The sequence below is a fragment of the Candidatus Brocadiaceae bacterium genome, from assembly GCA_012728835.1.
Classification (GTDB): domain Bacteria; phylum Planctomycetota; class Brocadiia; order SM23-32; family SM23-32; genus JAAYEJ01.
Map to the genome: position 1 here is coordinate 18,574 of JAAYEJ010000026.1, position 11,314 is coordinate 29,887.

General features: G+C 71.6%; 9 protein-coding genes. All 9 read right to left on the reverse strand.

The window, feature by feature from the left end:
* Positions 1–3: 3 nt before the first annotated feature.
* Positions 4–1,200, reverse strand: a complete 1,197-nt coding sequence (locus GXY85_03825) for an aminotransferase class I/II-fold pyridoxal phosphate-dependent enzyme (GenBank protein ID NLW49957.1) — start codon at positions 1,198–1,200, stop codon at positions 4–6.
* A gap of 7 nt (positions 1,201–1,207) precedes the next feature.
* Positions 1,208–2,944 carry a hypothetical protein gene (locus tag GXY85_03830; GenBank protein NLW49958.1) on the reverse strand — a complete coding sequence of 579 codons (1,737 nt, stop codon included), beginning with the start codon at positions 2,942–2,944 and terminating at the stop codon, positions 1,208–1,210.
* 40 nt (positions 2,945–2,984) lie between these two features.
* Positions 2,985–3,599: an electron transport complex subunit RsxA gene (locus GXY85_03835; protein NLW49959.1), complete on the reverse strand. Its 615-nt coding sequence runs from the start codon at positions 3,597–3,599 to the stop codon at positions 2,985–2,987.
* A gap of 10 nt (positions 3,600–3,609) precedes the next feature.
* Entirely contained in the window at positions 3,610–4,233 is a 624-nt protein-coding gene (gene rsxE / locus GXY85_03840) for an electron transport complex subunit RsxE (protein ID NLW49960.1), read from the reverse strand.
* A gap of 153 nt (positions 4,234–4,386) precedes the next feature.
* Positions 4,387–4,734, reverse strand: coding sequence for a hypothetical protein (locus GXY85_03845; protein NLW49961.1), 348 nt, complete (start codon positions 4,732–4,734; stop codon positions 4,387–4,389).
* Between the two features lie 49 nt (positions 4,735–4,783).
* A complete protein-coding gene (locus GXY85_03850; protein NLW49962.1) occupies positions 4,784–5,896 on the reverse strand; it encodes a Gfo/Idh/MocA family oxidoreductase in 1,113 nt (370 codons plus the stop codon).
* 280 nt (positions 5,897–6,176) lie between these two features.
* Positions 6,177–7,289: a Gfo/Idh/MocA family oxidoreductase gene (locus tag GXY85_03855; protein ID NLW49963.1), complete on the reverse strand. Its 1,113-nt coding sequence runs from the start codon at positions 7,287–7,289 to the stop codon at positions 6,177–6,179.
* 82 nt (positions 7,290–7,371) lie between these two features.
* A complete protein-coding gene (locus GXY85_03860) occupies positions 7,372–8,025 on the reverse strand; it encodes a radical SAM protein (protein NLW49964.1) in 654 nt (217 codons plus the stop codon).
* A gap of 3 nt (positions 8,026–8,028) precedes the next feature.
* Positions 8,029–11,268 (reverse strand): PD-(D/E)XK nuclease family protein, encoded by a 3,240-nt coding sequence (locus GXY85_03865; GenBank protein NLW49965.1) that lies wholly within the window; start codon positions 11,266–11,268, stop codon positions 8,029–8,031.
* Positions 11,269–11,314: the final 46 nt, after the last annotated feature.

Below are 11,314 nucleotides of genomic sequence, written 5' to 3' on the forward strand. Positions count from 1 at the left end.
TCTTCAGGGTGTCGGGCAATGGGCGCGGAGGGCGCGGCCGATCTGGCGCACGGCCTGCTGAAGGCGCTGCTTCTTCTCGACGATGGCCATGCGCACGAACCCGTCGCCGGCCGCGCCGAAGGCCGATCCCGGGGCGATGGCCACGTTGGCCTCGTTCAGCAGCATCGTGCAGAACTCGACCGAGCCCATGGCGCGGAGCGGCTCGGGCAGCGGGGCCCAGACGAACATGCTGCCGCGGGGGCTCGGCACGTCCCACCCGTACTGGGCCAGACCACGACAGAGCACGTCGCGCCGTTCCTGGTAGATGGCCGCCTGCCTCGCCACGTGGTCGGCGCAGTCGCGCAGCGCGATGATCGCCGCGATCTGCACGGGCATGAACAGGCCGTAGTCGTAGTAGCCCTTCACGCGCGCCAGGGCCTGGACGATGTCGCGGTTCCCCACGCAGAAGCCCACGCGCCAGCCCGCCATGTTGAAGCTCTTGGACAGGGTGGAGAACTCGACGCCCACGTCCTTCGCCCCGGGCGCCTGGAGCAGGCTGGGCGCGCGATAGCCGTCGAACGTGACGTGGCTGTAGGCGAAGTCGTGCATGATGACGATGTCGTGCCGGCGGCCGAACTCCACGGCGCGCTCGAAGTACGGCGGCTCCACGGTCAGCGCGGTGGGGTTGTGCGGAAAGTTCAGGATCAGCATCTTGGGCTTCGGCTCGATGGTCGGCACCAGGTCGTCCAGCCGGTCGAAGAACTCGGGCGTGTCGCCCACGGGGACGTTCACGAACCTGCCGCCGGCGAACGCCACGCTGTAGAGGTGCGGCGGGAAGGCGGGCACCGGCACGATCACGGTGTCGCCGTGGTCCACGAGCGCAAGGCTCAGGTGCGATATGCCTTCCTTGCTGCCGATGGTGCAGATGACCTCCGTCTCCGGGTCGAGTTCGACGCCGTACTCGCGGTCGTAGAAGGCGGCCACCGAGCGTTTCAGGTTGGCGATGCCGTCCGCACTGACGCTGTATCGGTGGTTCCGGGGCTGCCGGGCGACCTCGATCAGCTTCTCGACGATAGGTTCCGGGGTGGGGTCGCTCGGGTTGCCCATGCCCAGGTCGATGATGTCGATGCCCTCGCGACGACGCGCGAGCTTCGTCGCATTCAGCCTGCCGAACACGTATTCGGGCAGGTCCGCAATCCGCTTCGCCAGCTTCGCCTTCATGGCTGCCTCAATCCAGCGTGACTCTGATCTCTGCCTCGGCCTTGAGCTTGATCAGCAGGGCGCGGCTGCGCGCACGCGCCTTGCGCAGCCGCAGTTCCCGTTCCAGAGACGAGCGCACGGACTCCAGGGGCGGCGCCTCGGCGGGGGAAGTACGATCAAGGAGTTGTATTATACGATACCGCCCCCCCTCTTTAAAGATACCGCTCACCTCGCCCCGCCCCAGCCCCTGCGCGTGCGGCCAGTACGGGTGTTCGGGCCTCACGACGACCTCCGGGGCCCCCTCCATCCAGAGCCCCGGGCCGACCATCTCGGTGCGCGCCACCAGGTCCGGCTCGATGCCCATCGCCAGCTTGCGATACATCTGCTCGGCCCGGATCGCGTTCTCCGCCGTCAGCTCCTTCACCACGATGCGCTCCCCGTGCAGTTCCCGGTGCGCGGCCAGGATCTCGGCCTCCGAGACGGCCGCCTCGCCGTCGACCATCATCTCCGCCAGCAGTGTGGCGCGCACGTCGGCGGGATCCACCAGGCGGTTCACGAGTTCGGCCCGGAACTCCTCCGGCGTCAGGCCCGAGCGCAGCAGCCGGCGCTCCAGCGCGTCGCCGTCCCCGCCGCCCTGTGCGGCCTGGTTCGCCTGGAGCTGCTCGGCGATCCGGTCCAGCCGCGTCCGGTAGACCTCGTCCGGCACGCTCAGTCCCCGCCGCTCCGCTTCCTGGAAGATCAGCGTCCGCTCCAGGTAGGGTTCGAGCATCGAGCGCCCGTACTCCTGGACGAGCACCTCGGCGAAGTCGTCGCGGGCGACCGCTCGCCCGTTGACGAACGCCGCGGCATCCGTCCCCAGAGGGGCGGGCCGCGCCGGATCGGCCGACAGGTTGAGGATGATCACGGCCCGCGCGTGCAGATCGGCCAGGAGACGTTCATAGGCCCCGTCGGACTGCAGGACGACGGCCTCGGCCTGCAGGAGGTCCGCGACGTCCTCGAACGGCTCCGCCGCCGCCGAAACCATGCCGAGCGCCCTCACCACGTGCCACTGGCCGGCCTCCTCGAACAGCGTCAGCCCGCCCTCGGGCACCTCCGCCAGCGCCCGGCCGAGCCGGGACGTGACGGGCACGGGCCGGATGCGCCCGTTGTGCGCGACGCCGGGCCGGTCCAGGCTGTAGCGGATGACGGCTTCGGTCCAGAACTCCGGCCTCTCCTGCAGGACGCGCAGCAGCTCCTCCGCCTGCCGCTGCGTCGACACGACGATGTGCGCGGCGCAGCGGCGCGCGCCCCGCGTCCACTCGTACCGCCGGCGAAGTGCGGCCTCGCTCAGGTCCAGGCCGGGCTCGAGGATCCTTTCGGCCAGATGCCGCGCACGCAGCGCGTTGGGAGAGATCGTGCGCGCCAGCTCGTCGCGCAGCGCGGCCGGCTCCCACCCGCGTCGCCGGGCCGACTCGCTGAACTCCTGCGGGCTCAGGCGGGCGTTATCGATCACGGCCTGCATGCGCAGGTGGACGTCGAGTTCGTGCCGCGCCGCCAGATCCTCCTCGGTCACCCGGATGCCCCGGCGCTCGGCCTCCTGCTCGATCAGCGTCCAGTCGAGGTAGGTCTCGATGGCGCTCGGGCCGAGGGAGCGCACGAGCGCAAGCCCGAACTCCCGCCGCGAGAGCGCCTGACCGTTGACGAGCGCCACGGTATCGGCACGGGCACGGGCGGGGAGCACGAAGGCGAGCAGAACGGCCGGCAGCAGCCAGACGCGGGACGGCATCGGCAGGTCCCCAAAGAGCCGGGGCCGCGGCGGCCCCCATTCACACCATTCCGGCGAACCCGAGGAACGCCATGGCCATCATGCCGGTGCAGATGAAGGCGATGGGCATGCCGCGCAGGGGCGCCGGCACGTCCACGCGCGCCAGGCGCTCCCGCACGCCGCTCATGAGCAGCATGGCGAGCGTGAACCCCAGGCCGGCACAGATGCCGCGCCAGGAGGCCGCCAGCAGGCCGGCGCCGACGGTCATCGCGGCGAACTCCTCCGGCGCGTCCGACGTGTTCAGCAGCGCCACGCCCATGACGGCGCAGTTCGTGGTAATCAGCGGCAGGTAGATGCCCAGCGCCTGGTAGAGCGACGGCAACCGCGCGCGCATAAACAGCTCCAGGAGCTGTACCAGCGCCGCGATGACGAGGATGAACATCGGTGTCTTGAGCGCCAGCGCCAGGCCGGACGGGAGCAGCAGGAGTCTGTAGAGCAGGAACGTGACGAAGCTGGCCAGGAACATCACGAACGTGACGGCCGCCCCCATGCCGACGGCGCTCTCCGTCTTCTGCGTCACGCCGATGAACGGACACAGCCCCAGGAAGCGCGCCAGCAAGAAGTTGCTGACGAAGATGGCCGAGAACGCGATGCTGAAGAACTGCCCGATGTCCATGTCGTCTGCCCTATGCGGAGGAACGCCTCATGCGCAGCCAGTTGAAGAACCCCAGCAGGAGCCCCAGCACCAGGAATGCGCCCGGCGCCTGGATCAGGATGCTGGCCGGCACGTAGCGCACGGCCCACGAGGTCGGCAGCCAGGGGTAACCCCAGATCGTGCCGCTGCCGAGCACCTCGCGGATGCCCGCCACCAGGCACAGCGCCAGCGTGTACCCCAGCCCGATGCCCAGGCCGTCCAGCACCGAGCGCAGCACCCCGTTCTTGTAGGCAAAGGACTCCGCCCGGTAGAGGATGATGCAGTTGACGACGATCAGCGGGATGAAGATGCCCAGGCTGGCGTTCAGCTCCGGAGGCAGCTTGCCCTTGAAGACGATCTCGACCATCGTCACGAACGAGCCGATGATGACGATGAAGCACGGGATCCGCACCTCCGGCGGGATGACGTGCCGCAGCAGGGCCACCATCGCATTGGCGCAGACGAGCACGAAGATGACGGCCACGCCCATGGCGACGGCGTTCTGAAGCGACGTCGTAACGGCCAGGGTGGGGCAGAGGCCGACGGCCAGAACGAAGACGGCGTTCTGCTCGAACACGCCCTTGGTGAACTCGCCGGGCAGGCTGCGTTCGGGCATCGCGGGGACTCCTCGGGGGGGCTCGGTCGACGCGCTCAAAGGGCGCCACTATACCAGATCGCGACGCGGCGACTCAAGTCCGGCAGCGGCGACCCGCCTGCGCACCTTCCCCGCACGGGCGAAGGTCCGTCCGGCAACCGGGCGCGGCCGCGCTCAGGCCGGGAGGGGCGCAATCAGCAGGCCGGCAAAGTCGGCCGCGAGCAGCAGCGGCCAGAGCACCCAGCAGAGCATCGCCGCGTAGGTCATCTCCAGTGCGAACGGCGCCCAGACCAGGTCGATGAGGAACACCACCGCCATGGCAGCGGGAAGCGCCAGGAAGACGGCCAGCAGCGCCACGGCGACGGGGATGCTCAGCGCCCACCAGACGGCCAGCGTCGCCGCGGTCGCCACGGGCACGAACAGCCCGCCGCAGATCGCCATCACGACGCGGCGCTGCCGGGTGAAGGCCACGGCCGCAGCCCCGAACAGGGCCAGCGCCAGCACGGTCAGTGACTGCTCCATCGGCTCGTCCCGCATCTACCGGTTCATGCGGCCTTTGCCGGGCCGCACCTCACTCGTCGAGCGTCCCCGGCCGAAGGCCCGTCGGGAGCGGCGCGGGACGTTCGCACGTGCTCCCGAGTTCCACGTGGCGGCCCGTCTTCGCCGACTCCAGGAATGCCTGCATGGCGTCGAGCACGTGGAAGGCCATGTCGCCGTTGGCCCGGTGCGGGCGCCCCGACCGGATCGCGTTGGCCAGGTCGGCCACGCCGAGGCCGCGGCTGTTCTCGTCGTTGCTGTGCGTGTGCGGGATCTCTTCCCAGTCCCCGGCGTCCGGGCGCCAGAGGCTGACCGTGCCGCCGAAGGTGTTCGGGTCCGGCACGCTGAGCGTTCCCTCGGTGCCGAACACCTGGATGCGTGGCACGCGTGCCGCGTAGACGTCGAAGCTCGTGATGATCGTGCCCACGGCGCCGCACTCGAAGTCGATCGAGCCGGCGATGTGCGTCGGCGTGTTGACCTTGATGATCTCGCCGCGGTGCGGTTCGCTGCCGATCACGCGCTCGGGGAAGGATATCTGCGCCATGCCCGTCACGCGCCGGATCGGGCCGACCAGGTTGACCAGGGCGGTCAGGTAGTAGGGGCCCATGTCGAACATGGGGCCGGCGCCCGGCTGGTAGAAGAAGTTCGGGTCCGGGTGCCAGTTCTCCATCCCGCGGCCCATCATGAACGCGACGGCGGCAACCGGCCGGCCGATGCGCCCGTCCTCGATGACCTTGCGGCAGGTCTGGATGCCGGCGCCGAGGAACGTGTCCGGCGCGCAGCCCACGCGCACGCCGGCCTCCCGGGCGGCGGCCACCACGCGCGCGCCGTCCTCGCGCGAGGTCGCCAGAGGCTTCTCGGTGTGCACGTGCTTGGCGGCCGCCACGGCGGCCAGCTCGATCTCGGCGTGCACGGCCGGGGGCGTCAGGTTCACGACGATGTCCACGTCCGGATCGGCCATCAGATCCTCGGTCGTGCAGACGCGCGGCACGCCGAACTCCTCGGCCCTCGCCGCGGACCGCTCCGGGATGATGTCCGCGCACGCGACGACTTCGAGGTTCTCGAAGAGCTGCTGCGCGTTCTTCAGGTAGATGCCGCTGATGTTGCCGCACCCGACGATTCCCAGCCTCGTCTTCCGCCCTGCCATAACGTCTCCTTCCGTGAGTCGCACACCGGATTCGGCTTTGTCTGAGAATTCCTCTGGCTCCGGCCGACGACGAATTCTCAAACAGAGCCCAGCGCAGAATCATAGCCGCGAGCCGCGGAGGATACAACGGCGGCCGGCGCTCCACAAGGGGCGCGTGCCGTCCCCGCCGGCGCCCGAGAGGCCGAACACCAGTCCCGGCCGGTTCGGTGCCATCGACCCGCGGGGCGAGACGCCCCGGGACGCTAACGGCGCAGAACGGCGGGGCATGAGTGGGAGCCCCTCAATCGTCCAGCGTGCCCGGCCGAAGGCCTGTGGGCAGCGGCGCCGGGCGCTCGCACGTGCTCTCGATCTCGACGTGCCGGCCGGTCTCGGAGGCCTCCAGGAATGCCTGCATGACGTCCAGCACGTGGAAGGCCAGGTCACCGTTGGCCCGGTGGGCGCGGCCCGAACGGATAGCGGCGGCCATGTCGGCCACACCGAGGCCGCGGCTGTTCTCGTCGTAGGTGTGCGTGAGCGGCACGTCCTGCCAATCCTCCGCGTCCGGACGCCAGAGGCCGACCGGGCCGCCGAACCCGTTGGGATCGGGCACCGTGAGCGTGCCCTCGGAGCCGAACACCTGGATGCGCGGCACGCGTGCCGCGTAGACGTCGAAGCTCGTGATGATCGTGCCCACGGCGCCGCACTCGAAGTCGATCGAGCCGGCGATGTGCGTCGGCGTGTTGACCCTGATGATCTCGCCGCGGTGCGGCTCGCTGCCGATCGTGCGCTCGGGGAAGGAGATCTGCGTCGAACTCGTCACCCGGCGGACCGGGCCGATCAGGTTGACGAGGGCGGTCAAGTAGTAGGGGCCCATGTCGAACATGGGACCGCCGCCGGGTTGGTAGTAGAAGTCCGGGTCGGGGTGCCAGCTCTCGTGCCCGTGGTTCATCATGAAGGCGATGGCGGCGACGGGGCGGCCGATGCGGCCCTCGTCGATCAGCTTGCGGCACGTCTGGATGCCGGCGCCGAGGAACGTGTCCGGCGCGCAGCCCACGCGCACGCCGGCCTCCCGCGCGGCGGCAACCACGCGCGCCCCGTCCTCACGGGTCGTCGCCTGGGGCTTCTCCGTGTAGACGTGCTTGCCCGCGTCGATGGCGGCCATCTGGACCGGCACGTGCGTCGCGGGTGTCGTCAGGTTCACGACGATGTCCACGTCCGGGTCCGCCACCAGTTCCTCGGCCGTGCAGACGCGCGGCACGCCGAACTCCTCGGCCCTCGCCGCGGACCGCTCCGGGATGATGTCCGCGCACGCGACCACCTCGATGGCCTCGAAGAGCTGCTGCGCGTTCTGCATGTAGATGCCGCTGATGTTGCCGCATCCGACGATGCCCAGCCTGGTCTTCCGCTCCGCCATGTCGTCTCCTTCGCTCAATCGGGCTCCGAGCCGCCAGGGGATGATATCGGCCGGCCGGGGCGGCAGCAACGTCCGCCGCGGATCAGACGCCCCGGTCGCGACCGGGCCAGAGCAGCTTGTGGAGTTGCACCTGCAGCCGCACCTCCAGGCCGGCTTTCAGGATCCACGCAGCCAGGTCGCGCGGCTCCAGCCGCCCCTGCACGGCCGAGAACAGGACCTGCGGGCCGTGCTCCAGTCCGTGCCCGCGCACGAAGTCCACGGCCCAGTCGAAGTCCGCCCGGTCCGCCAGCACGAACTTCGCCTCGTCCACCGCACGCAGGGCGGCCACGTTGTCGGCCCGCGTCGTGCCGCATTCGCCGCTGCCGGGGCACTTGACGTCCATGATGCGCACCACGCCGGCGGGCACGGCCGACATGTCCAGCGAACCGTTCGTCTCCAGCAGGACGGTCCGGCCGGCCGCCAGAAGCGCCGTCGAGAGCGCCCCGACCGCCTCCGCCTGCAGAAGCGGCTCGCCCCCCGTGATGCACACCAGCCGCGTGCCGAGGGCCAGCACGGCGTCCCGCACCCGGGCAAGGGGCGTCGGCTCGCCGGGGCCGGTGCGCGCATACTCCGTGTCGCACCACGCGCAGTGCAGGTTGCAGCCCGCCGTGCGGACGAAGGTGCAGGGCAGGCCGGCGCGCGTGGTCTCCCCCTGAATGCTCCGGAAGACCTCGCAGACGGCCAGTTCGCGTTCCATGGGTCAGTGGTCGGCTCGCAGGTCCTGCAGACGCTGAGCTGCCGGGTCGGCCGCCTTCATCTGCGCCAGGAAGCCCCGGGCGGCCCCGCAGACCGCGCGGAACGAGCAGTACCGTTCGCAGTGGCTGCCGGCCGACTGCGCCGGCAGCGGGCAGAAGTCGCCCGCCGCGATCCCCTGCAGGATGCCGCCGACCACACGCCGGAAGTCCTCCAGCCGCTCCTCCAGTTCGCGCCGCGTGAACTGCGGCACGTCCTTCGGCACGTCCACCAGGAGATAGCGGGCGCTGCCGTCCGTCACATCCATCATCCGGCAGGCCGCCAGAAGGTAGATGGGCAACTGCAGTTGCGTGCCGCCGGCCAGGTCGCGGCCCTTCAGGGCGGCCCCCTTCCCCGTCTTGTAGTCCACGATGGCGATGGCCCCGTCCGGCAGGGCGTCGATCCGGTCGATGCGCCCGCGGAAGGCGACGTCTCCACCGCCGCCCAGGCTCAGCGTGTAGCCCGGCTCGCCGCCCATGCCGAAGTCGCACTCGAACCGCACCGGGGTCGCCTCCGCGTGCGCACTGCGCTCATGCCGCAGCATCCGGCGAAGCCGCCGCACCGTCCGCGCCCGTTCCGCCTCCCAGGTCAGCGGGTGGTTCTCGGCGTGCACGCGGCCGCAGTCGTCCATCCGTTCCAGGGCGTGCTCGACGGCGGCGGCGACGTCGTCATCGCTCAGGCGTCCCAGGGCACGGCCCTGCAGCCGTTCCTGGTAGAGGCCCCGCAGCACCTCGTGCAGAAGCGAGCCGCGCTCCAGGGCGGGCAGCTCCAGTTCGTCCGGCGGCGCCTCCACCTCCTCAACGCCGAGCACGTAGCGGAGGAAGTACTCGAAGGGACACCGTGCGTACGTCTCAAACCGGCTGGGGCTGACGGCGCCGGCGAAACGACCGTGCGTCTCGCGCAGGCACGCCCGCACGTCCGGCGCCTCCAGGCGACCGTCGCAGGGCCCGAACAGCGGCCGCCCCCAGCGCCCGTGTTCCAGGGCCACGGCCCGCGCAAAGTGCCTGTTCACGGCCGCCAGGTAGCCGGTGCGCAGCCCGGCCCCGTCCGGAGCTTCGAAGACGGCGGCGTCATACTCCACTTCGTCCACGGCGTAGGCCGGCTCGGCTCCCCCGTGCAACCGCCGCTCCCGCGACACCCTGTGCACGAGCCCCGAGGGGCGCCCCTCCTGCACCTCGGATGCAGGCACGGCCGCCCCGACGACGGCCGAGCACGCCTCGAGCAGGAACCGCGACGGCATCCGCATGCGCCCCGCCCCCTGATCCAGCCGCGAGTGCGCCAGCACCAGCGCGCGCCGGGCGGACGCCGCCGCGATGCGGAAGAGGCAGCGCTCCTCGTCCGGACGGCGCCGCTGCCGGGGCAGTGCGCCGCAGCCGCAACGGCCCGCCACCTCGTTGAGCGCCTCCCGGTCCGATTCGGTCAGCAGGGGCTGGGGCGACGGGGAACGGGGGAAGTTGCCCTCGTCGAGCGCCGGGATGACCACCAGGTCGAATGACACGCCGCGTGCGTCCATGATGGGGGCCACCGCAACGGGGGTGTGCTGGAAGCGTCCGTGCCGCAGCCGCTGCCGGCCCAGCCGCCTCTGGAGCATGGCGCGGACCCGCCCCGGGTCGGCGGGCACGCCGGCCACGTCCAGGCCGGCCATGCCCCGGATCACCTCGCGCACGGGCCCGGTCCCCGCATCGTCCGACGGCGCATAGCGGCCTGTCAGGCCCTCCATGATGCCGGCGGCCTCCGCCCACGTGCGCACGGTCCGCAGGGGCTCGATCGCCTGGAACAGCGCCTCCAGGAAGCCCGCCGCCGTGGTGCACAGCGTGGACTCGCGGCCCGACGCGTCCCCGCCCGCGTCGTCGCCGCCGGCGTCGTCGCCGCCGGCGCCCGCCCGGCCTGCCAGGTCGGCCGCCCGCGTGCGCAGCCGCTCCATCCAGTGCACCCGGCCGCGCACCACGCCGGCCTGGCGCGCCACGCGGTCCACCGCGCTGGGGGACAGCCCCGCCGGCCAGTCGACGTCCACCAGGCTCAGGAAGTCCACGACGTCCGCACGCTCCGCCTCGCCCATGGCCAGGTCCAGGAGGGCCGCGGCGATGCGGCCGGCCGGCGTCTCGTCCAGCGCGATGCCTTCGCGCTGGTAGTGGCGCACTCCCGCGCACGCGAACGCCTCGGTCAGCAGACGGCCGACGTCTTCGCCGCCGCGCAACAGGACGCCGACGCTCGGCGGCGGCCCCCCCTCGGCGTCGGCCGCGCGCAGCACCTCGCGCACCACCTCCGCCGCCTCGGCCTCGGCGCCCGGGCAGTTGAGCACGCGCACCGATCCGTCCGGCGCCGGCGGCTCCGGCCCGTCGGAGGCCGGGGGGTGCGCCTGGAAGAGGCCCTCGGTCAGCCGGCGCAGGTTGCCCTGCGGCCCGCGCGCCGGCAGGCAGTCGACGCGCTCCACGCCCAGCAGGTCGCACAGCCATGAGACCGTCGGCGCAGCGTACTCGTACCCCGGCGCCGGCTCACCCTCGCATTCGACCCAGAGCACGAACAGCCGGCGGACCTCCGCGACCTCCGCCAGCCGCCGCACGAGCAACCGTTGCGCGGGGTTCAGGTCGTAGAAGCCGTAGATGCACAGGACGCCCGGCCAGGCGGGCGGCGCGCCGGGCGCCCGCCCGGCCAGGGGCACCAGATCGGCCTCTTCGAACAGGCCGGCGCCCTCCTTCCAGTCGCGAAGCGCACCCCAGATGCGCGCCAGCTCCTGCAGACGGCGCGGCGCCCCCGGGTCGTCGGCGTGGTTGCCCTCGGCCGCCGCCCGTGCAAGCGCCTCGGGGGCCCAGAGACACTCCTCCAGGGTCCGGATGGCGCTCTCGACGGCGGACGCGCCGTTGGGAAACCGGGACAACTCGTGAAAGTACGACCCGGCCGGCACGGCGTCCAGTTGGCGCTTGAGGAACAGCTCCGCGGCGCCCGCCGGCAACGGGCGTGCGCCCCGCCGGGCCAGCGCCGGCAGAGCCAGGCGCCGGGCGGCGTCCTGCAGCGTCAGGAACTCCACGCCGGCGAGGCCGCCCAGGCGGTGCGCGGCCAGCCGCCTCAGGTGCAGGCCCAGCAGGTTGGTGGGCACGAGCACCCAGACCGTCCCCGGCGGTCGGCCCGCCGTCTCCCCCAGGCATTGGACGAACGCCGCCTCCAGATCGGCAAACGTCGCGGCTCCGATGGCCGTGGAATCCTTCACGCGCAGCTCCCGCTGAAGCGGCCGTATTGTCGCAGGTTCGGCGCCG

What these genes read in the sequence shown, in the direction of transcription:
- GXY85_03825 (NLW49957.1), bottom strand. Translation starts at nt 1,200, where the DNA reads ATGAAGGCGAAGCTGGCGAAGCGGATTGCGGACCTGCCCGAATACGTG.
- GXY85_03830 (NLW49958.1), bottom strand. Translation starts at nt 2,944, where the DNA reads ATGCCGTCCCGCGTCTGGCTGCTGCCGGCCGTTCTGCTCGCCTTCGTG.
- GXY85_03835 (NLW49959.1), bottom strand. Translation starts at nt 3,599, where the DNA reads ATGGACATCGGGCAGTTCTTCAGCATCGCGTTCTCGGCCATCTTCGTC.
- rsxE (NLW49960.1), bottom strand. Translation starts at nt 4,233, where the DNA reads ATGCCCGAACGCAGCCTGCCCGGCGAGTTCACCAAGGGCGTGTTCGAG.
- GXY85_03845 (NLW49961.1), bottom strand. Translation starts at nt 4,734, where the DNA reads ATGGAGCAGTCACTGACCGTGCTGGCGCTGGCCCTGTTCGGGGCTGCG.
- GXY85_03850 (NLW49962.1), bottom strand. Translation starts at nt 5,896, where the DNA reads ATGGCAGGGCGGAAGACGAGGCTGGGAATCGTCGGGTGCGGCAACATC.
- GXY85_03855 (NLW49963.1), bottom strand. Translation starts at nt 7,289, where the DNA reads ATGGCGGAGCGGAAGACCAGGCTGGGCATCGTCGGATGCGGCAACATC.
- GXY85_03860 (NLW49964.1), bottom strand. Translation starts at nt 8,025, where the DNA reads ATGGAACGCGAACTGGCCGTCTGCGAGGTCTTCCGGAGCATTCAGGGG.